We start from the raw sequence: 22,610 nt of genomic DNA on the forward strand, positions 1-22,610 counted from the left end.
CATGTCAGAGGCCGGGCGTACTCTTTCTGCCATGGAAGACCAGCCGACCGACGACGCTCCCGCGCTCGTCGACCCGAGTGCAGTTGACGCCTCGGTGCGCCCTGCGGCGGATCGGCACCGCACGTTCGCAGGCATCCTCGGCAACACCGCCTTGGCGAACGTGACCACGAGCTACCTGTGGTTCTCGATCACATTCTGGATCTACGACGAGACGCGCAACGTGATCGCAACCGGGGTCATCGGCGGTGCGTTCATGCTGCTGATCGCCGTCACCAGCATCAGCTTCGGCACGTTCGTCGACAGGTTCCGAAAGCTCAGCGTCATGAAGTTCGCCGGCGCGTTCACGCTCGTGATGTTCACGCTCTCGGCGTTCGTGTTCTTCATGACCCCCGAGGCGTCGATGCTCGACCTGACGCAGCCCTGGTTCTGGCTGTTCTCGATCATCGCGCTCATCGGCGCAGTCGTCGAGAACATGCGCAACGTCGCGCTCTCGACGACCGTGACGATTCTCATCGACCCTGACCGCCGCGCCAACGCGAACGGCTACGTCGGCATGGTGCAGGGCCTCGCCTTCATGGTCACCAGCGTGTTCTCGGGGCTGTCGGTCGGGTTCCTCGGCATGGGCCCCACGATCATCATCGCGATCGCCGCAACGGCCGTCGCACTCGCCCACCTGCTCTTCCTGCGTATGCCAGAAGAGCTGCGCCCGGCCGCCACCGACGCTCATGGCGCGTTCGACTTGAAGGGCTCATGGACAGCAGTCGTGGCGATCCCGGGGCTCATCGCGCTCATCGTGTTCTCGACCTTCAACAACCTCGTCGGCGGCGTCTACATGGCGCTCATGGATCCCTATGGCATCGAGCTGTTCACGGTGCAGTGGTGGGGCGTCTGGTTTGCTCTGGCCTCGACGGGGTTCCTGCTCGGAGGGGCGCTGATCGCAAAGTTCGGACTGGGGCGCAATCCGCTGCGCACGATGCTCTTCGCAGTCATGCTCATGGGCGCGCTCGGCGCTGCCTTCACGACGCGCGAGTGGGGATGGCTGTACCTCGTCGGCATCTGGCTGTACATGGCCGTGGTGCCCGCGATCGAAGCGGCCGAGCAGACGATCATCCAGCGCGTGGTGCCGCTCGAGCGACAGGGTCGCGTGTTCGGCTTCGCTGGCGCCTTCGAGGCTGCGGCCGCACCCATCACCGCCTTTCTCGTGGCACCGATCGCCCAGGCCTGGATCATCCCGTACGCGCGCGGCGCCGACGGGGCGAAGGCGCTTGAGCCGCTGCTCGGGTCGGGCGACGCACGAGGCATCGCCCTCATCTTCCTCATCGCGGGTGCGGTCATGATCGTGGCGGCGGCCGTGGCCTTCATGACGCCCGTCTACCGCAAGGTGTCGGCGATCTATGCGGCAGAGGCGTCCGCCGCGATCGACAGTCGCGAATCGCCCGACCCAGACGCCGCGTCTGCGCGGTAGCGTGGCATCAACATGACGGATGCGCGGGGCACGCGAGTCCGCACGACAAGGAGAATCGCATGACCTGGCAGCCGAACCCCGACCGCTTCGACCTCGTCCAGCACCGCCGCCTCGGCAACAGCGGCCTGCAGCTCTCGCCCCTCACGCTGGGCCTCTGGCAGAACTTCGGCGAGAACGTCGCATTCGAGCGACAGCGCGAACTGGTGCGCACCGCGACCGACCTCGGCATCACCAGCTTCGACCTCGCCAACAACTACGGACCGCCTGCGGGTGCCGCAGAATCGCACTTCGGCCGGCTGCTGGCATCCGATCTCGCCGGACACCGCGACGACCTCGTCATCGCAACCAAGGCCGGCTGGCGCATGGGCCCCGGCCCGTACCAGTTCGGCGGCAGCCGCAAGTACCTCATCTCGAGCCTCGACGCGTCGCTTGCCCGCATGGGGCTCGACTACGTCGACATCTACTACCACCACCGCCCAGACCCCGAGACGCCGATCGAGGAGTCGATGCAGGCGCTGCACGACATTGTTCGCAGCGGCAAGGCGCTCTACGTCGGCATCTCGTCGTACTCGGCCGCAGACACTCGCAGGGCGCACGAGATCCTTGCCGACCTCGGCACCCCGCTCTCGGTGCACCAGCCCTCGTACTCGATGCTCAACCGCTGGATCGAGTCCGACGGCCTGGTCGAGACCTGCGGCGAGCTCGGCATCGGCATGGTCGGCTTCACCGCCATGGCGCAGGGGCTGCTCTCTGGCAAGTACCTCGACGGTGTTCCCGAGGGCTCGCGCGCCGCGACCGACGGCTCGACGCTGCCCGCCGACGAAGCCGAGAAGACCGTGGCCACCGTGCGTGCGCTCAACAGCGTCGCCGAGCGTCGCGGCCAGTCGCTGCCGCAGCTCGCCCTCGCCTGGGCGCTGCGCGACACCCGCATGACCTCGCTCACGATCGGCGCATCGCGTCCCGAGCAGCTCGAGCAGAACGTCGCAGCGCTCGCGAACATCGAGTTCACCGACGACGAGCTGGCCGAGATCGACAGCATCGCCAACGACACCGAGGGCATCGACCGCTGGGCGGGTGCTCGCACCAGCACGCAGGAGGCCTGAGCCTCAGCGCCGCGCGCGCCAGCTGATGACGTAGCGGGGGTCGAATCCGCGACGCCCCGGTGCGCACCGCACGCAGCTGGCGATGCGCGACGGCTTTCGAAAGCGAAAGTGCTCGTGCCCCTGCGGGCAGACGCCGAGCCACTTCGCGGTCTCGCTGGCGATCTCGCCGTGGTGCGTGCGACCCCCGGCATATCCGATCTCACGGCTGATCCGCTGCCACACAGGCCCGTGCCCTGCGCCGGGCCCGGCCATCGCGTGGGCCACTTCATGCAGCAGCGTCTGGTGCACGTCGTCGTCGCTCCAGAGCACGGCCAGGTGACGTGAGACCGAGATCTGGCGCTTCGAGAAGTTCGTGAGCCCGGCACGCGTGCGCGCATTGTCGAACGCGAAGTGCCACGTGCTGTCGAGGTGCAGGGCGATGAGGGCGTCTGCCCACACGCGCACTCGCTGCAGTTCTGCCATGTTGATCCCGCCCAGCGCTATCCGAAGAGCGGATGCACGGCTCGGCGACGCACAGCGCCCCGGTCTGCGTGCCCCATGCGGTCGGTTGCGACGAGCAGCGAGACTTCGCTCTCGTCGATCAAGTGTCGGGGTGCCTCGGCGTCGGTGCGCAGCGCGAGCGCACGCTCGAAGTCGGCGACGGCCTCTGCCCACTGCTCGATCTCGAAGTGGGCGATGCCGCGCAGCTGCAGCGCGCGGGCCCAGGGCTCGACGAAGTCGCCGCGGCGAGCCTCGTCGATGATCGATGAGGCTTCGCGGATCGCGCGCTCGGCCTGGCCGCGGGCCTCGGCGACGGATGCGCGCACGAGTCGGGCTTCGAGGGCCTCGACCCGCAGGCCTGAAGTGCGTGCCTGGACGACCGCACTCGCCGCCAGCGCAGCAGCCTGCTCGAGTTCGCCGCAGGCGGCGAGCAGCTTCGCGCGCTCGAGCACGCCGTTCATCGAGCGGGTCTGCCCGATCTCGGCAAGCCGTGCCCGCGCCTTGGCCAGGTCGAGCGTCGGCCGTAGCGTGGTGCGGTCGAAGCCGACGACGAACTCATCCATGCATCCATGGTGCACCACACCGGTGACACGACTCCACAAGCGCGCCGCTCAGGGCCTTCAGTCGTCAGCGCGCCGTTCAGCTGCGCGCCTGGAACACCCGCTTGTCGGGGTCGGGCGATCCGATTGCGTTCGCATCCGTGATCACAGGAGCCCCTGCAATCAGCCTGCGAAGCTCGTCGCCGCGCACGAGCTTCGACGGAAACAGCTCATGGCCGAGCTCAGGCGGTAGCCCGTCGACGACCTCGAACTGCGTGCCGGCGACCCCGATGATGTTGCCGAACCGCTTGCCCTTCAGCAGCCCCGCATCCGCAATTGCTCCCGCGTGCCCGAAGACGTGCTCCATCGTCGCAAGCTGTCCGCGCGCGAACACGAGGCCCTTGCCGTCGGCGATGTTCGTGACGACGAGCCCCTGGGGAGCCAGCAGCTCGCGGATCAGCGTGTAGAACTCGACGCTCGTGACGTGGCCGGGCGTCTTGCTGCCGGCGAAGATGTCGACGATCACGACGTCGACCGTGCCCTTGAGGCCCTTCGGCAGATTCCCGAGCGTCTCGCGGGCGTCGCCGTATCGAACGCGCACGCTGGCGCCCTTCGGCAGCGGAGCGACGCCGCGCACGAGGTCGACGAGGGCCGGCTCGAGCTCGAGCACCTGCTGGCGCGAGCCGGGCCGCTGGGCGTTGATGTAGCGGGCGAGGCTCATGGCCCCTGCGCCCAGGTGCAGGGCGGTCAGAGGCCCCGCGGGCAGCGCATCGATGACGTATCCGATGCGGCGCGAGTACTCGTACGCGAGGTACTTCGGCCGCTCGACGTCGACGTGCGACTGCGGGGTGCCGTCGACCACGAGCTGCCAGCCGCCGTAGCTCGAATGCCGCATCTCGGCCCGCAGGCCGCTGGAGAGTCGGGTCTCGAGTGCGGGCTTGTCAGTCATGGCGACAGTCTGTCACTGACCGCCTTCGAGCGCGTTGGTCTCCGTGAGTGTGGTCAGCGTCGCGACGTCCTGGGGCATGTCGACTGTGGTGAGCTCAGTGGTCACATTGCCCATGCCCATCACCGTGCATTCGCGCAGTTTCTGCTCGAATTCCTGCTCGCCCGCGGGGCCGTACTGCCAGTGCCACGCCACGTGCGTCTCGTAGCAGAGAGCCTCCATCGGCTCGCCCAGCACGTCAATGGTCTCGGCCTGCGGCGGCTCGCGCTCGAACGCAGCGCGGTAGCCGTACTGCATGCTCTCGTCGTCGACGTCGGCATACAGGTTGACGCCCTGCCAGGCGACGGGTTCGGTCTGGCCCTGCAGTGCCGGCACCTCCCAGTCCTCCTGTTCGAGCGGCTCGATCTCACCGGGCACACCGAAGGCCGCAGCGAAGTCCTCGTTCGTCGAGTAGCTGAGGCTGCCGTCCGCTGCCGGAACGTAGTCGTACTGCTCTGTCTCGCTCACCTCGCCGCCGATGTAGTAGGTGCGCTCCATGCGCACCGTGTCGCCCTCGACCGAGAGCACCTCCCACCGCATCTCGTCGAAGGCGCCCTCCGGCAGCGACTCGCCCTCGTGCAGAGGCTCGACGTCGTAGACCCAGTGCATTCCCTCTTCGAACCGCCACTCGTGCAGGGGCTCTTCTGCCGCATCCGTCTGCGTCGTGTCGTCACCGGCCGCAGTGTCGCTGGGGGAGGTGTCGACCCCGTCGTCCTCTGGCGTGGGTGTGCAGCCGGCGGCGCCGAGGGTCAGCATGAGCAGCAGTGAGGACAGTGCGAGTCTGGAGGCCATGGAGTTCACTCTGGACGGTCAGAGTTTCGAGATGCTGAATGCGACGAGATGAGCGGATGCGCGACACGCCGAGCCGCGGATGCGCGAGTGGGTGGACACGCGATGGTAAGTAGGGCTATATTGGGTGTTTGCGCTCCCGCGTTTCTTCATGCCCTCATATTGCGGTCGGCATGGCGCCCCTCAACGGTGCCCCTGGGAGCGAAACCACCTGTGACGTCGACACCGCGAGCATAACCTGCTGCGCGGCACGGAGGGAAAACCATTGGCTGCTGCCACTCCTAAGTCAGGCCGGAACGCAAGCCGGCTGAGCTTCGCAAAGATCCCCGAAACACTTTCCGTCCCCGATCTGCTCGCGCTGCAGACCGAGAGCTTTGACTGGCTCATCGGATCTGAGGCTTGGCGCCAGCGCCTCGCCGCAGGCCAGGCAGAGGGACGAACCGACCTTGCTCTCGCATCCGGTCTGGAGGAGATCTTCGAGGAGATCTCTCCCATCGAAGACCTGGGTGAGAAGATGCAGCTCTCGTTCTCAGAGCCTGAGCTCGAAGAGCCGAAGTACACGATCGACGAGTGCAAGGAGCGCTCGAAGACGTATGCCGCACCGCTCTACGTGGCCGCTGAGTTCATGAACCACGAGACCGGCGAGATCAAGTCGCAGACGGTCTTCATGGGCGACTTCCCGCTCATGACCGAAAAGGGCACGTTCATCATCAACGGCACCGAGCGCGTCGTCGTGTCGCAGCTCGTCCGCTCGCCCGGCGTGTACTTCGAGCGCACCCCAGAGAAGAACTCCGACAAGGACCTCTTCTCGGCACGCATCATCCCCAGCCGCGGTGCATGGCTCGAGTTCGAGGTCGACAAGCGCGACGCCGTCGGCGTGCGCATCGACCGCAAGCGCAAGCAGCCCGTCACGGTGTTCCTCAAGGCCCTCGGCCTCACGCGCTCCGACATCGAGACCGAGTTCGCCGGCTACGAGACCGTGCTCTCGCAGCTCGACAAAGACACCGTCGAGACGAAGGAAGAGGCGCTTCGCGACATCTACAAGCGTCTGCGTCCGGGCGAGCAGGTCGCTGCTGAGGCAGCGCGTGCACTCCTCGACAACTTCTACTTCAACGAGAAGCGCTACGACCTCGCGAAGGTGGGCCGCTACAAGGTCAACCGCAAGCTCGGCATCGATGCAGAGCTGAACGCGTCTGTGCTCACGGTCGAAGACATCGTCGCGACCATCAAGTACATCGTCGCCCTGCACGCAGGCGACAAGACGCTGCCGGGCACCCGCAAGGGCGAGGCAGTCGACATCCGTCTCGACACCGACGACATCGACCACTTCGGCAACCGTCGCATCCGCGCCGTCGGCGAGCTCATCCAGAACCAGGTCCGCACGGGCCTGGCTCGCATGGAGCGCGTCGTGCGCGAGCGCATGTCGACACAGGACATCGAGGCGATCACGCCGCAGACCCTGATCAACGTGCGCCCCGTGAGCGCCGCGATCAAGGAGTTCTTCGGAACATCGCAGCTGTCGCAGTTCATGGACCAGAACAACCCGCTTGCGGGCATGACGCACAAGCGCACCCTCTCGGCACTCGGCCCCGGCGGTCTGTCGCGTGAGCGCGCAGGCGTCGAGGTCCGCGACGTCCACCCGTCGCACTACGGCCGCATGTGCCCCATCGAGACGCCTGAAGGCCCGAACATCGGCCTCATCGGCCGTCTCGCGACCTTCGGCCGCATCAACGCCTTCGGCTTCATCGAGACGCCGTACCGTCGCGTTGTGAACGGTGTCGTCACCGACGACGTCGACTACCTCACAGCCAGCGAAGAAGACGAGTTCGTCATCGCGCAGGCCAACTCGCTCTTCGACAAGAAGGGCAAGCTGACAGAAGAGGCGGTCCTCGTTCGCAAGAAGGGCGGCGAGGTCGAGCTGATCGAGCCCACCGCCGTCGACTACATGGACGTCTCGCCTCGCCAGATGGCCTCGGTCGCGACGAGCCTCATCCCCTTCCTCGAGCACGACGACGCGAACCGCGCCCTCATGGGTGCGAACATGCAGCGTCAGGCTGTTCCGCTGCTGCGCAGCGACTCGCCGCTCGTCGGAACCGGCATGGAGGGCTTCACGGCCATCGACTCCGGTGACGTCGTCACGGCTGACGCCGCTGGTGTCATCGCCGAGGTCTCGGCCGACTACGTCACGGTGCAGCTCGACGAGGGCGGCACGCAGACCTACTACCTGCGCAAGTTCGAGCGCTCGAACCAGGGAACGAACTACAACAACCGTGTAGTCGTCTCGGCTGGCGAGCGCATCGAGGCAGGCGAGGTCATCGCCGACGGTCCCGCGACCGACAACGGCGAGCTCGCGCTTGGCAAGAACCTCCTCGTGGCATTCATGCCGTGGGAGGGTCACAACTACGAAGACGCGATCATCCTGTCGCAGAACCTCGTGAAGGGCGACGTCCTCTCGTCGATCCACATCGAGGAGTACGAGATCGACGCCCGCGACACCAAGCTCGGCAAGGAAGAGATCACTCGCGACCTGCCGAACGTCTCGCAGGATCTTCTCGCAGAGCTCGACGAGCGCGGCATCGTCCGCATCGGTGCCGAGGTTCGCCCCGGCGACATCCTCGTCGGCAAGGTCACGCCGAAGGGCGAGACCGAGCTGAGCGCTGAGGAGCGTCTGCTCCGCGCGATCTTCAACGAGAAGAGCCGCGAAGTCCGCGACACCTCGCTCAAGGTGCCCCACGGCGAGCAGGGAACCGTCATCGCCGTCAAGCAGTTTAGCGTTGACGCAGGCGACGACGAGCTCGGCTCGGGCGTGCACGAGAAGGTTGTCGTGTACATCGCGCAGAAGCGCAAGATCACTGAGGGCGACAAGCTCGCAGGCCGCCACGGCAACAAGGGCGTCATCGCGAAGATCCTCCCTGAGGAAGACATGCCCTTCCTCGAGGACGGCACGCCTGTCGACATCATCCTGAACCCGCTGGGAATCCCGAAGCGAATGAACTTCGGCCAGGTGCTCGAGACGCACCTCGGCTGGATCGCCAAGACGGGCTGGAAGGTCGAAGGCAAGCCCGAGTGGGCTTCGCGTCTGAGCGAAGAGGCACTCGAGGCCGCTCCGAACACCAAGGTCGCGACTCCGGTCTTCGACGGTGCTGAGGAGGACGAGATCATCGGTCTTCTCGACTCGACGCTTCCGACGGCAGACGGCAAGCGCCTGGTCGACGGCTCGGGCAAGGCCCCGCTGTTCGACGGCCGCTCAGGAGAGCCGTACCCGTACCCGGTCTCGGTCGGCTACATGTACATCCTGAAGCTGCACCACCTTGTCGACGACAAGATCCACGCTCGCTCGACGGGTCCGTACTCGATGATCACCCAGCAGCCGCTCGGTGGCAAGGCGCAGTTCGGCGGCCAGCGATTCGGTGAGATGGAGGTCTGGGCTCTCGAGGCCTATGGCGCCGCTTACACGCTGCAGGAGCTCCTGACCATCAAGTCCGACGACATCGTCGGCCGCGTGAAGGTCTACGAGTCCATCGTCAAGGGTGAGAACATCCAGGAGCCCGGCATCCCTGAGTCCTTCAAGGTGCTCATGAAGGAGATGCAGTCGCTCTGCCTGAACGTCGAGGTGCTCAACGCAGCCGGCGAAGTCGTCACCCTGCGTGACGACGAAGACGAGGCGCTCCGCACGGCCGAGGAACTCGGCATCAACATCTCCCGCCCGGAGCTTTCGTCGATTGACGAAGTCTGAATCCGGCCGGCAACTGACGAGATCTGAAGTAAGGGAATATACAGAGTGATCGACGCAACAACGTTCGACGAGCTCCGGATCGGCCTGGCTACCGCGGAGGACATCCGCGGCTGGTCGCACGGTGAGGTCAAGAAGCCCGAGACGATCAACTACCGCACGCTGAAGCCCGAGAAGGACGGTCTGTTCGGTGAGCAGATCTTCGGCCCCAGCCGCGACTGGGAGTGTGCATGCGGCAAGTACAAGCGCGTGCGCTTCAAGGGAATCCTGTGTGAGCGCTGCGGCGTAGAGGTGACGAAGTCGGCTGTGCGCCGTGAGCGCATGGGCCACATCGAGCTCGCTGCGCCCGTGACGCACATCTGGTACTTCAAGGGTGTTCCGAGCCGCCTCGGCTACCTCCTTGACATGGCGCCGAAGGACCTCGAGAAGGTCATCTACTTCGCCGCCTACATGGTCATCAGCATCGACGAGGAGGGTCGCCACGAAGACCTTCCCGGCCTCGAGCAGGAGATCCGTCTGGAGGTGGGCGAGCTGCAGAAGCGTGCAGACGCCGACATCGCAGCCCGCATGAAGCAGGCTGAAGACGACATCGCACAGCTCGAGACCGACGGTGCAACGGCGGACGCGATCCGCAAGGTCCGCGACGCCGCCGAGAAGGAAGAAGCGGGCATCCGCAAGGCCGCCGACGAGCAGATCCGCACGCTCGAGCAGGTCTTCGACGAGTTCCGCAACCTGAAGGTCGGCGACCTGAAGGCTGAGGACGCCGTCTACCACGAGCTGGAAGACCGCTTCGGCGACTACTTCGAGGGCCACATGGGTGCGGAGGGCATCAAGCGCCGCCTCGAGACCTTCGACCTGCAGGCAGAGGCAGACGACCTCCACACGCAGATCGCAGAGGGCAAGGGCCAGCGCAAGATCCGTGCGATCAAGCGCCTCAAGGTCGTCAACTCCTTCGTGCAGACGGGCCACAACCCGGCTGCCATGGTGCTCGACGTGGTGCCGGTCATCCCCCCGGAGCTTCGCCCCATGGTGCAGCTCGACGGCGGACGCTTCGCGACCAGCGACCTGAACGACCTCTACCGTCGTGTCATCAACCGCAACAACCGTCTGCGTCGTCTGCTCGACCTCGGTGCTCCCGAGATCATCGTGAACAACGAGAAGCGCATGCTGCAGGAGGCCGTCGACGCACTGTTCGACAACGGCCGCCGCGGTCGTCCCGTCACGGGCACCGGCAACCGTGCGCTGAAGTCGCTCTCCGACATGCTCAAGGGCAAGCAGGGACGCTTCCGTCAGAACCTCCTCGGCAAGCGCGTCGACTACTCGGGCCGTTCGGTCATCGTGGTCGGCCCGCAGCTGAAGCTGCACCAGTGCGGTCTGCCCAAGCAGATGGCTCTCGAGCTCTTCAAGCCGTTCGTGATCAAGCGCCTGATCGACCTGCAGCACTCGCAGAACGTCAAGCACGCGAAGCGCATGGTCGAGCGTTCGAAGCCGCAGGTCTGGGATGTCCTCGAAGAGATCATCCGCGAGCGCCCCGTGCTGCTCAACCGTGCTCCCACGCTGCACCGTCTCGGCATCCAGGCCTTCGAGCCGATGCTCGTCGAGGGCAAGGCAATCCAGCTGCACCCGCTCGTCTGCTCGGCGTTCAACGCTGACTTCGACGGTGACCAGATGGCTGTGCACCTGCCGCTGTCGGTCGAGGCCCAGGCCGAGGCGCGCATCCTGATGCTCGCTTCGAACAACATCCTGAAGCCCTCGGACGGACGCCCGGTCACCCTGCCGTCGCACGAGATGATCTCGGGTCTGCACCACCTGACCACGGTCAAGGAAGGCGCAGTCGGCGAAGGCCGCGTGTTCTCGTCGGTCTCTGAGGCCATCATGGCTCTCGACCAGGGCAGCCTTGACCTCAACGCGAAGGTCCGGATCCGCTTCGACAGCCTCGTGCTGAGCCCCGCAGACCAGCCCGAGGGCTTCGTCGAGGGCGAGCAGGTGCTGTTCGAGACGACGCTGGGTCGCGCACTCTTCAACGAGGCGCTCCCCGCTGACTACGCCTTCGTCTCCGAGGTGACCACCAAGTCGGTCATCTCGCAGATCGTGAACACGCTCGCAGAGCGCTACACGAAGACGGATGTCGCAGCCACGCTCGACCGCATCAAGGACGCCGGCTTCCACTGGGCCACCCGCTCGGGAATCACCGTCGCACTCTCCGACGTCATCACGCCGCCGGGGAAGGCCGGAATCGTCGCAGGGGCTGAAGAGGCCGCCGCGAAAATCCAGTCGCAGTACGACAAGGGCCTCCTGTCCGACGCCGAGCGTCGCCAGGACCTCACCGAGCTCTGGACCAAGGCCACGAACGATGTTCAGCTCGCAACGGAGAATGCGTTCGACAAGAACAACTCGATCTACCGCATGGTCACCGCAGGCGCCAACGGTAACTGGATCCAGATCCGAAACATCACCGGCATGCGTGGTCTTGTGACGAACCCGAAGGGTGAGGTCATTCCCCGCCCGATCATCTCGTCGTACCGCGAAGGCCTCTCGGTTGCCGAGTACTTCATCGCGACGCACGGTGCTCGCAAGGGATCGGCTGACACGGCTCTCCGCACGGCTGACTCGGGCTACCTGACCCGTCGTCTCGTCGACGTCTCGCAGGATGTCATCATCCGCGAAGACGACTGCGGCACCGAGAAGGGCATCGAGATGCCCATCGGTGAGATGGTCGGCGACAAGCTCGTGCTGCACGAGAACGTCGAGTCGAGCGTCTACGCGCGCAACCTGGCTGTCGACGTGGTCGCAGAAGACGGAACCGTGCTGGGCAAGGGCGGCGAGGACATCGGCGACGATGCACTCGCACAGCTCATCGACTCCGGCATCGAGACCGTCAAGGTCCGTTCGGTCCTGACATGCGAGTCCACTGTCGGTGTCTGCGCAGCGTGCTACGGCCGCTCGCTGGCAACCGGCAAGCTCGTCGACATCGGTGAGGCAGTCGGCATCATCGCCGCACAGTCGATCGGTGAGCCCGGAACCCAGCTCACGATGCGCACGTTCCACACCGGTGGTTCGGCTGGTGCATCCGACATCACGCAGGGTCTGCCCCGTGTGACCGAGCTCTTCGAGGCTCGCACGCCGAAGGGAGCCTCGCCCATCGCTGAGGTTGCCGGTCGCGTGCGCATCGAAGAAGACGACAAGAGCCGTCGCATCGTCATCATCCCCGACAACGGTGATGAAGAGATCGCGTACCCCGTGCTCCGCCGTGCTGTTCTCGAGGTTGCCGACGGCGACCACGTCGAGCAGGGCGAGCAGCTGCAGGTCGGCTCGATCGACCCGAAGGAAGTGCTGCGCGTGCGCGGTGTCCGCGAAGTGCAGAAGCACCTCGTCTCGGGCGTTCAGAACGTCTACCGCTCGCAGGGTGTGCCGATTCACGACAAGCACATCGAGGTCATCGTCCGTCAGATGCTGCGCAAGGTCACGGTCGTCGACCACGGCGAGACTGACCTGCTTCCGGGCGAGCTCGTCGACCGTTCGCGGTACAACGAGCTCAACCGCGGCGCACTCGTCGACGGCAAGAAGACGGCAAGCGCGCGTCAGGAAGTCATGGGCATCACCAAGGCTTCGCTCGCAACCGAGTCGTGGCTGTCGGCCGCTTCGTTCCAGGAGACCACGCGTGTGCTCACGCAGGCCGCCATGGACGGCAAGCGCGACCCGCTGGTCGGCCTCAAGGAGAACGTCATCATCGGAAAGCTGATCCCGGCCGGTACCGGTCTGGCTCGCTACCGCGATGTTGACGTCGACGCGACAGAAGAGGCGAAGGCAGAGCGGTACCCCAACCGCCTGTTCTCTGAGTCGTGGGATGTGAACGAGGAGAACCTCGACTTCGTCGACTTCGACACGTTCACAGCAGGCGACTCGTTCGGCGAAGAGCCGGGCAAGCTCGTCTAGCCGACGCCCTCAGCAGCAGCTCCCCGATCGGATTCATTTCCGGCCGGGGAGCTGCTGCGTTGTCGGGAGGTTCCAGCATGCCCTACTATTGCTAACGGTAATCGTTTGCAATAAGGATGGGCGCATCGCCGTCGGTCCGACAGCTGGAAAGGAAGGCCGCTCACGCGGCTCCGCTATGACACTGAAACCACGAAATCGGGTGAGGGCACTCGGTGCTCTGTCGCTCGCCGCAGCGCTGGCGCTTGCGGGATGCGCATCCGCGGCTCCGGCCGAAGACGAGCACGAAGACCACAACCACGCGGCGCACAGCGGCGAGGCTGTCGAGACGGCAGGGCCCAAGCCGCGCATCGTGATGACGTACGACGGCGGCATCAGGATCGTCGATGCAGGCACGCTCGAAGAGGTGGCCGACATTCCGCTCGAGGGCTTCAACCGCATCAATCCTGCAGGCGACGGCAGGCACGTGCTCGTCTCGACGCAGGGCGGCTGGCAGCTGCTCGATGTCGGCACATGGACCGAGGCGCACGGCGACCACGGCCACTCGTTCGAGACCGAGCCGACGCTCACCGACCTCTCGATCGCGGCCGTTGCGCCGGGGCACGTCGTGAATCACGACGGCACGACGACCCTGTTCGACGACGGCACAGGCAAGGTGCTGGTGTTCGACAGCGCGCTCTGGGCACAGGCTGCCGAAGACGGCGAGGCGACACCGCTGCGCGAGTACCAGGCGGATGCGGCGCACCACGGAGTCGCGGTCCCCACAGAAGCCGGCGGCCTGTTTGTGACTGTGGGCGACGCTGACTCACGAAGCGGAGCAGCGCTGCTCGACCAGAGCGACGACATCGTGGTCGAGAGCACTGACTGCCCGGGCATCCACGGTGAGACCTCGTACGGAGACGGCGGACTGCTGGCGGGCTGCGAGAACGGCGCGCTCGTGCTGCACGGCGACCACTTCCACCACATTCCCGCACCTGACGACTTCGGTCGCATCGGCAATGCGTTCGCGGCCGACGACTCTTCCATCGTGCTCGGCGACTACAAGACAGACGCAGAAGCAGGCATCGAGCTGCACGACATCGCGCTGATCGATGTCGAAGCCGAGCAGATGCAGATCGTCGACGCAGGCTCGAGCTACACGTGGCGAGGCCTCGCACGCGGCATCGACGGATCGGTGCTGGTGCTCGGCACCGACGGAACGCTGCGCGTGCTCGATGCCGAAAGCGGAGAGGTGACGACATCGGTGTCGGTGCTCGATGACTGGACGCCGCCTGCGGAATGGCAGGGCGCGCATCCGTCGCTCGTCGAACACGGCGGATTCGCCTACGTGACCGACCCGCAGTCGGGCACGGTCGCGGTCGTCGACTATGCCGCCGGCACGGTCACGAGCGAAGCCGAGATCGGAGTCGAGGCGAACGAGGTGGTGCTCTCAGACGCCGGGATGCGCTGAGCAGTTCTCGAGGCGGCCCCCTGCGACACGCGTGCAGGGGGCCGTTTCGGCGCAATATGGCCTCATTCCGCGCGCCGCGGGCGTGAAGAGTGAGAGCATTCATACAATCCGAAGTGCGGAGCATCTGTGAAAACCGCGATGCATCCGTTCACGAGAACCTTGAGGAGCAGTTGTGAGCGACCAGAACGGCCAGCAGAGCTGGCGCGACCGTCTGTTCGGCGGCACGAGCCCTGACGAGCAGAAAGACACCGCATCGCCGAGTCGCGAGACCGGCGCAGACGAACCTGCTGTCGACGATCAGCCTCTCGCGAATGACTCGGTGGTCGCAGACGATCACGCTGTCTCTGACGAGCACGCTGTGGCTGATGAGCCCGCCGCAGCCGATGACCAGACGCTGCTCGGCGGCGAGCCCGCATCGGACGAGCACTTCGACGAGACTCCTCTTGCAGATGCGGTGGAGCGCGATGCCGCAGCTGCTGAGCCTGCACCGGCCGAGCCCGCAGCTGCTGGGCCCAAGCCGGCTGCGTCGGTCGAGGACGAGCAGCGTGCCTGGCAGGCCGAGTTCGACGGCGAAGACAAAGAGCCCACGGCTGAGTACCGCCCGTCGCCCAGCACTCCTGCCCCCGACGCCGAGGTCGAGCCCCAGGTGGTTCCTCCCTCGACGCTGCGCGGAGCAAACCCGACCGGCGAGCTGAACGCCGTCGACTCGCACGAGCTCGTCGAGCCCGCTCGCCCGCAGCTCAGCCTGCGTCGACGCGAGCGCGCCATCGCTGACGCGCGCGAGGCTGAAGCCGCTCTCGCAGACGACGACAGCGCATCCGCTTCGTCTGCGCCTGCCGCTGGTGCCGCAGGCGCCGGGGCAGCAGCAGCCGGCACCGCAGCAGCTGGCACAGCCGCCGCCGGTTCAGCCGGTGATCCCGCAGTCGACCACGACGCTCGCACCCCGCGAACGCACGACGACCAGCAGACTCGTGTGCTCGAGACCCAGGATCACCGCCCGGCAGAAGACGGGCACGCGGCAGACGCACGGACCGCAGATGGCCGCGCGGCTGACGGGCACGCAGCAGATGGCCACGCCGCTGACGACCGCAACGGCTCAGTCGGCCCTGCAGTCGCAGCCGGCGCCGCCGGTGTCGGCGTTGCAGGCGCAGGCGCGGCAGCTGCGAGCCATGGCTCGAGCAGCCACCACGCAGAAGCAACCCACGCTGGCGGCACCGCAGCACACGGCACCGCAACCCCCACCGCAGCAGATGACACGCGCACCAGAACGGTCGACGCACCTCCTGCCCGCGAACGGGATGTCGATGACATCATGCTCGTCGAGCAGCCGGCAGAGCCCCGCAAGCGCGGCGCCCGCGGCGTCGGCTTCGTGGTCGTGCTGCTGTCGACGATCGTCTTCGGCGGTCTGCTCGGCCTCGCGCTCGTGGGCGTGCAGTACCTGTTCGACACTGAGTTCGATGCAGGCTCGCTGCTGACGGTCTGGCTCTCGCCGCTGTGGATCTTCCCGGTGGTCGTGTTCTTCCTGGCCTACTGGATCCTGACGCTGGTCGTGAACCGCGCCGGATGGTGGGCTCACGTGCTCGGCGGCTTCATCGTGGCGCTGCTCGCGTACGGCGCATACATCTTCGCGGCGAACTTCGAGCACAACGGCGGCTGGGAGTCGCTCGGCAACCTGTTCACGTTCACGCGAGAGGGCATCGTGCCCAGCATCGTGGCACCTGCCGCGGTCGTCACGTTCGTGCTCGCACGCGAGGTGCCGATCTGGCTCGGCGGCATCGTCTCGAAGCGCGGCCGCAAGCAGCGCGAGCGCTACAACACAGAGATCGAAGAGTACCGTCGCCAGACCGAGCGCGAGAACGAAGCGGTCTGACCGATCCTCACGCTATTCTGAACCCTGTGTCCTGCGGGAGAGCGCCCGCGCCGCGGAGCTGACCCTCACGCAGGAAGACCGGGGGAGGGCACGTGCTGCGTTGGCTGAAGAGGCGCAAGCGCTCTGCCGCGTCCGTGGGCATCCTCACGGCGGCGGCCGTCGCTCTCGGCGTCATGGCCTTCACCTACCCCGGCTTCACGACCACCAACGTCGACATGCACGACGGCGGTGTGTGGGTCACGAAGAACGACGCCTCGCTGCTCGGCCACATCAACCAGCAGGCGGGCGAGCTCGACGCCGGCCTCACGGTCGCCAGCAGCGACTTCGACGTGCTGCAGTACGACGGCGACGTGCTGCTGAAAGACAACGCGAACGTCGCCCTCGACGCCGTGAACACCGGTGCGGCGACGCTCACCGGGCAGGTCCCGATTCCGCCGGGCGCATCCGTCTCGCTTCGCGGCGGAACCGTGACGATTCTCGACCCCGTCGACGGTCGCCTGTGGGCCATGCCCGTCAGCTCGCTGGCCCAGTTCAGCTCTGAAGAGACGCAGCCGCTGGCCGAGCTCGGAACAGGCTCGGCCGCTGTCGCCGATGAGACCGGCGGGGTGCACGCGGTCTCGAGCGCGAACGGCACGTGGCAGTCGTGGCAGTCGACGGCTGAGGGCTTCGCGCTGCAGACCGAGACCGAGCGCCCCGAGCTGCGCGAGGCCACAGATCTCACGATCACCTCGGTCGGCGACAAGGCTGCAGCACTCGACCAAGCACACGGAGTGCTGCTGCTGCTGGATGCCCGGGTCGACGTTCCGGCGGGCGCGGTGCTGCAGCAGCCCGGCGAGGCAAGCCAGAACGTGATTGTGGCCACGCCCGAGTCGCTCATCACCCAGCCGCTCGACGGCAGCGCCGCGGTCATCGACGACCTGGCGCCGGGCACGAGCGCCGTTGCTCCCGTGCAGGTCGATGAGTGCGTGTACTCCGTCTCGACCGGAGACATGACGCTGACTCGTGCGTGCTCTGATCCCGCTCGCGATCTGCAGGAGGTCGTGACCGACGTCGATGCCGGCTCGATCGTGTTCCGCGAGCACCGCGGCGTCGTCGCCCTCAACGATGTGCAGCAGGGCGTCTCGTGGCTGGTGAGCGATCAGCTGATCATGGTCGACAACTGGCAGGATCTGATTCCGCCGCAGTCTGAGGAAGAGACCGAAGAAGAAGACGACTCGTCGAGCGAAGACGTGCTCGACAACCGCACTCCCGACGACGCCGAGGAGAACAGCGACCCGGTCGCCAACGACGACACGCTGTTCGGCGCAAGGCGCGGCCTCTCGACGCTCGTGCCGGTGACGCACAACGACACCGATCCCGACGGCGACCTGCTGACGGTCTCGCTCGTCGACGAGGCTCCTGGCGGCGTGCGCATTTCGCCGGTGCAGAACTACACGCAGTTTCAGGTCGAGATTCCGGCTGACTACGGCAACTCGAGCCTGACGTTCGAGTACGAGGTGAACGACGGCCGCGGCGGCACCGATCGGGCGCGGGTGACGCTGCAGCTTCGCGACGAGACCCAGAACGAGGCGCCGGCTGAGCTGCGCGAGCAGTCGTTCGAGGTCGAGCAGCGTGCGACGTACGAGCATTCGGTGCTGGATGGATGGTTTGACCCAGACGGCGACGACGTCTACCTGCTGAACGCGTGGAGCGAGTCTGGCGACACCGTGCAGTTCGCACCCAACGGGCGCGTGAACTACACCGCCACCGGCGAGGTCGGCCCCACCGAGCTCTTCGTCGAGATCACCGACGGCACCGAGGTCACCGAGGGCGTCATCAAGGTGATGGTGAGCGAGCGCGGCGAGGGCAAGCCGCTCGCGAACGCAGACTACGTCGCGCTGGGCGAGAACTCGCGCGCCTCGATCAGGCCGATGGCCAATGACTTCATCCCCGGTGGCGGCAAGGCATGGGTCGCCAGCGTCACGTCGCGTGACGGCAGCGTGCAGGCGACCCTCGACAGGTCGACGAACACTGTGGTGCTCGAGAGCGCATCCGCCGGTGTGCACTTCGTTGACTACGTGCTCGGCGCCGGTCCGTTCTCGGCGCAGGGCACGATTCGCGTCGACGTGCTCGAGCCGGTCGAGGATGCACAGCCCGTTGCCGTGCGCGACCTCGCCCTGCTGCCGGTCGGCGGCGAGGCGCTCGTCGACCTCACTGAGAACGACGTCGACCCGACGGGCGGCGTGCTGGTGGTGCAGTCGGTCATGGTCGACGGAGCCCCGGTCTCGACGAAGCTCATCAACCGCAATCTGCTGCGCATAGAAGACAACCGCGGCGCGCTCGAGCCGATGACGATCCAGTACTCGGTGTCGAACGGCAGCGATGAAGCGACCGGCGAGATCAGCATCGTGCCCGTGCCGCCGCCCACCAAGCCGCGGCCGCCAGTCGGCGTCGACGACACCGCGACGCTGCGCGAGGGCGACTTCGTCAGCGTCGATGTGACCGACAACGACTTCAGCCCCGACGGACTCGCGTTCTCGGTCAGCCCCGAGATCGTCGAGACATCGCTCGCCGGCCCAGAGGAGGGCAGCGTCTTCGTCGACGGCGACAAGGTTCGCGTGCACGTGCTCGTCGGAGGCCCGAGCGCGGTCGACGTGACGTACGAGATCGTCGACGCCCAGGGCAACAAGGGCACAGCCACGCTCACGGTTGCGGTCGAGCGGCGTGATGCCGAGTCGAACGCCCCTCCTGTGCCGAAGGAGGTGACCGCACGCGTGCTTGCGGGAAGCACGATCCGCATCCCGATTCCGCTTGACGGCATCGATCCCGACGGCGACGGCGTGACGCTGGTCGGCTATGACACGAACCCCGAGCAGGGCCGCATCGAGAACGTCGGCCCCGACTACTTCGACTACGAGGCGTTCGACGCCGACGGCGGCACGACGGTGTTCCAGTACCGCGTGCGCGACCGGTGGGGCGCCGAGAGCGTCTCGAGCATCACGGTCGGCATCGCGCAGCCGGGCGCCATCAACCAGCCCCCTGTCGCCGAGACCGACACCGTGACGGTGCGTCCGGGCAGGTCGGTCGCCGTGGCGGTGCTCGACAATGACACCGACCCAGACGGCGACAACATCGTGCTCACCGCGGTTGACGCCGAGGCAGCCGACGACGAGATCCAGGGTCTGCAGCTGTCGGAGGACGGCAGCCACGTCGTGTTCACGGCGCCGGAGTCCGAGGGCGAGTGGCAGGTGCCGTATTCGATCGAGGATGTGCGCGGGATGCCGCAGACCGGCACAGTTCGCATCGTGGTGTCAGAGACGGCACCGCTGATCGCACCGAGCGCCGTCGACGACAGCGTCGAAGTGACCGATCTGGTCGAGGGCGAGCCCTTCGACGTCGATGTGCTGGCGAATGACCGCGATGCTGACGGCGACCCGGCTGAGCTCGAGGTCAGCGTGGTCACAGGCCCGGCGACGGTGTCGAGCGGCCAGGTGCAGGTCGTGCCCTCAGAGACGTGGCAGGTCGTGACCTACCGCGTGACCGACATCGACGGCGGCTCGAGCGAGGCGTTCGTGTTCGTTCCTGGCGTCGGCAAGCAGCCGCCGCACCTGGCGGGCAATGCCGAAGTGACGGTGCCGTCGGGAGAGCTCGCCGAGATCAGACTGATCGACTACGTGGTGATGCCGCAAGGCGGATCCCCTCGCATCACGACGACCGAATCGGTTTCGGCCACCAACGCGAACGGCGACGAGCTCGTGATCGACGAGTCGACGCTCGCCTATACGTCTGAGCTCGGCTATGTCGGCAAGGCGGCGATCACCTTCGAGGTGAGCGACGGAGAAGGCCCCGATGACCCGGACGCCCTGACTGCGCGCCTCTCGGTTCCGATCAATGTGATTCCGTCGAGCCAGGTGAAGCCGACGTTCAACGGCCTCGCGATCCAGGTCGAGCCCGCTGAAGACGCCGTCGAATACGACCTCAAGCCGCACACGCGCGACCCTGACGAGGGCGACGTCGACGCCATGGTGTACTCGCTGGGTGATGGCGGCGGCGAAGGAGTGCATGCCGACGTGCGCGGCCAGTCGTTCGTCGCCTCTGCAGACGCAGATGTTCCGGCAGGCACGACCGTCACTTACCAGATCATGCTCACCGACCCCGCGGGCAACGATGTTCCGGGCACCGTGCAGGTGCAGGTCGTCACCTCGACCAGGGAGCTCGCGCAGGCCGTTGCCGACACCGCTGAGACCGAGCAGGGTGTCGAGGTCACGATTCCCGCGATCGGCAACGATGTGAATCCGTTCGCTGACAGGGGCGAGCCGCTCGAGATCGTCTCGGTCCGCACGGTCGCAGGCGACGTCGAGGGTGCTCCGTCGACGGATGGTGCTTCGGTGTCGGTGGTTCCTGGTGGTGATTTTGCTGGCACGTTGACGTTGCAGTACACGGTGCAGGATGCGACGAAGTCGGAGTCTCGTCAGGTGACGGGTTCGATTTCGGTGAATGTGAAGGGTCGTCCGGATGCTCCGGTGCGGCCGAATGTGAATGCTATTGGTGATTCTGAGGTGACGTTGTCGTGGGCGGCTCCGTCGTCGAATGGTGCTCCGATTACTGGGTATTTGGTGGAGTATTCGGGTGGGTCGCAGGCGTGTGAGTCGACGACGTGCACGGTGTCGGGTTTGACGAATGACACGACGTATAACTTCACGGTTCGTGCGATCAATGAGGTGGGGGAGTCGGATCCGTCTGGTGCGTCGATTGATGCGCGTCCTGATGTGAAGCCTGAGCAGCCGGAGGCGCCGACGGCGGTGCGTGGTGATCAGCAGCTTGATGTGTCGTGGGAGGAGCCCGTGAACCGAGGCTCGGCCATCACCACGTATGTGCTCAAGATTTCGCCGTTGCCGAGTGGTGGTCGGACGCAGGTTGAAGTTCCGGGTGGCACGACGTCGTATACGTGGGATGGGCTGACGAACGGCACCGAGTACCGCTTCAGCGTGCAGGCGGTCAACAGCGCGGATGAGCCGAGCGATGACTCGCCGTGGTCGAGGGGCACGATCCCGGCCGGCAAGCCGACGGCTCCGACGAGTATCTCTGCGATCGCGACGCAACTGGGCGGCAGCATCAACCAGGTGAACGTCACATGGGGTGTCTCAGATGGCAACGGGCTGCCGATCGACCACTACACGGTGACGCCGCTGCAGGACGGCAAACCCGTCAGCTCGGTGTCGCCCAAGACCAAAACCCCGAGCGGTCCGACGACGGTGACCGAGTCCATCGTCTTCGAGAACCTCCCCGTCTCGGAGAAGCCGTATACGTTCAGGATTGTGGCGACGAATGATGTCGGCGATTCCGACGCCGCCGACGGGGGCGAGCTGCGCGCTGTAAATCCGCCAGACGCACCTCGCGTCACGCTCGTTGAAGACGGCGACGGTTTCGTCGTTGTGAACATCACCCCCGGCAGCAGAAACGGGTACAGCGCCAGCGAGGTCAACTACCAGTGGTCGGCAAGCGGCGGCGGCTCCGGACTCACCAAGACAGGTGACGGCATCAGGATCGAGGGCCTGACGAACGGCAAGCAGACGCTCACGATCGTTGCAGTGGCAGACGACGGAAACGGGCTCAGCGCTAGAAGCCCAGAGGTCACTGCCTCGATCAACCCCTTCGGCAAGCCGGCCGCACCGAACGTCTCTGTGTCGACGCAGAACACGAACAGCGTCGTGTTCACCTGGTCTGCCGGCAGCGACAATGGTAGTTCGATCACCGGCTACCGATGGAGACAGCAGGGAACGTCGAATTGGAACACAGTGGGCGGCATCACATCGCCCACGATCACCGGTAACCCCGGACAATCGATCACCATCGAGGTGCAGGCACAGAACAAGGCAGGCTGGAGCGCGACAGCAACGGCAACCGGGAATGTCACTGATCCGAAGCCCACACTCTCGGTCATCGGCGGCGGCCAGCGCAGCGACAGCGGTCAGACCGGAGAGCTGCTGGTGCTGCAGTACGCCGATCTCAAGCCGGGGCAGTACCAGGTCGTCTGCATGCAGGTGAAGAACGGGCAGCTGCAGGCGTTCGGCCAGTCGGCGACCACGCCGTACACGATCAACACGTCGAGCACGAGCGGCAAGACGGGCGTCAACCCAGACGAGATCAAGTGCTTCAGCAACAACCGCGAAGGCGTTGCGCTGCAGCTCGTCTCCGGCCCCTCGGTGAATGACCACGGGGTGATGACCAGCACGGTGAACTACAGCTGGCCGCCGTGATCGGCAGCGCACGCGCAGAAATCG

General features: G+C 66.1%; 11 protein-coding genes. 7 read left to right on the forward strand and 4 right to left on the reverse strand.

All coding sequences use genetic code 11. The features are described 5' to 3' along the window. The first annotated feature begins 31 nt into the window (after positions 1–31). Together CZ674_RS03275 and CZ674_RS03280 are read left to right on the forward strand one after the other, a co-directional pair. Positions 32–1,465, forward strand: a complete 1,434-nt coding sequence (locus CZ674_RS03275) for an MFS transporter (protein WP_086991105.1) — start codon at positions 32–34, stop codon at positions 1,463–1,465. Positions 1,466–1,524: 59 nt separating this feature from the next. Then, positions 1,525–2,568, forward strand: a complete 1,044-nt coding sequence (locus CZ674_RS03280; RefSeq protein WP_086991106.1) for an aldo/keto reductase — start codon at positions 1,525–1,527, stop codon at positions 2,566–2,568. 3 nt (positions 2,569–2,571) lie between these two features. Here CZ674_RS03280 and CZ674_RS03285 read toward each other — a convergent pair whose 3' ends face one another. The 4 genes from CZ674_RS03285 to CZ674_RS03300 form a co-directional block, all read right to left on the reverse strand. Then, positions 2,572–3,030, reverse strand: a complete 459-nt coding sequence (locus CZ674_RS03285; RefSeq protein ID WP_086991107.1) for a SprT-like domain-containing protein — start codon at positions 3,028–3,030, stop codon at positions 2,572–2,574. Between the two features lie 17 nt (positions 3,031–3,047). After that, positions 3,048–3,611 (reverse strand): tetratricopeptide repeat protein, encoded by a 564-nt coding sequence (locus CZ674_RS03290; RefSeq protein WP_086991108.1) that lies wholly within the window; start codon positions 3,609–3,611, stop codon positions 3,048–3,050. Between the two features lie 76 nt (positions 3,612–3,687). After that, positions 3,688–4,536, reverse strand: a complete 849-nt coding sequence (locus tag CZ674_RS03295; protein ID WP_086991109.1) for a spermidine synthase — start codon at positions 4,534–4,536, stop codon at positions 3,688–3,690. Positions 4,537–4,548: 12 nt separating this feature from the next. Beyond that, a complete protein-coding gene (locus tag CZ674_RS03300) occupies positions 4,549–5,364 on the reverse strand; it encodes a hypothetical protein (protein WP_086991110.1) in 816 nt (271 codons plus the stop codon). A gap of 238 nt (positions 5,365–5,602) precedes the next feature. Here CZ674_RS03300 and rpoB point away from each other — a divergent pair, with 238 nt between their 5' ends. From rpoB to CZ674_RS03325, 5 genes are all read left to right on the forward strand, one after another. Beyond that, positions 5,603–9,097, forward strand: coding sequence for a DNA-directed RNA polymerase subunit beta (gene rpoB / locus CZ674_RS03305; protein ID WP_086991111.1), 3,495 nt, complete (start codon positions 5,603–5,605; stop codon positions 9,095–9,097). Between the two features lie 45 nt (positions 9,098–9,142). Continuing rightward, positions 9,143–13,030: a DNA-directed RNA polymerase subunit beta' gene (rpoC, locus tag CZ674_RS03310; protein WP_086991112.1), complete on the forward strand. Its 3,888-nt coding sequence runs from the start codon at positions 9,143–9,145 to the stop codon at positions 13,028–13,030. Positions 13,031–13,205: 175 nt separating this feature from the next. Beyond that, positions 13,206–14,477, forward strand: a complete 1,272-nt coding sequence (locus CZ674_RS03315) for a YncE family protein (protein WP_143244619.1) — start codon at positions 13,206–13,208, stop codon at positions 14,475–14,477. Between the two features lie 172 nt (positions 14,478–14,649). After that, complete coding sequence (locus CZ674_RS03320) at positions 14,650–16,347, forward strand: hypothetical protein (protein ID WP_086991114.1); 1,698 nt, start codon at positions 14,650–14,652, stop codon at positions 16,345–16,347. A gap of 92 nt (positions 16,348–16,439) precedes the next feature. After that, positions 16,440–22,586, forward strand: coding sequence for an Ig-like domain-containing protein (locus CZ674_RS03325; RefSeq protein WP_086991115.1), 6,147 nt, complete (start codon positions 16,440–16,442; stop codon positions 22,584–22,586). Positions 22,587–22,610 lie beyond the last annotated feature (24 nt).

This window comes from Agrococcus casei LMG 22410 (assembly GCF_900163565.1).
Lineage (GTDB): Bacteria > Actinomycetota > Actinomycetes > Actinomycetales > Microbacteriaceae > Agrococcus > Agrococcus casei.

Coding starts and splice junctions, on each gene's coding strand:
- CZ674_RS03275 (WP_086991105.1), top strand. CDS start 32: ATGGAAGACCAGCCGACCGACGACGCTCCCGCGCTCGTCGACCCGAGT.
- CZ674_RS03280 (WP_086991106.1), top strand. CDS start 1,525: ATGACCTGGCAGCCGAACCCCGACCGCTTCGACCTCGTCCAGCACCGC.
- CZ674_RS03285 (WP_086991107.1), bottom strand. CDS start 3,030: ATGGCAGAACTGCAGCGAGTGCGCGTGTGGGCAGACGCCCTCATCGCC.
- CZ674_RS03290 (WP_086991108.1), bottom strand. CDS start 3,611: ATGGATGAGTTCGTCGTCGGCTTCGACCGCACCACGCTACGGCCGACG.
- CZ674_RS03295 (WP_086991109.1), bottom strand. CDS start 4,536: ATGACTGACAAGCCCGCACTCGAGACCCGACTCTCCAGCGGCCTGCGG.
- CZ674_RS03300 (WP_086991110.1), bottom strand. CDS start 5,364: ATGGCCTCCAGACTCGCACTGTCCTCACTGCTGCTCATGCTGACCCTC.
- CZ674_RS03315 (WP_143244619.1), top strand. CDS start 13,206: ATGACACTGAAACCACGAAATCGGGTGAGGGCACTCGGTGCTCTGTCG.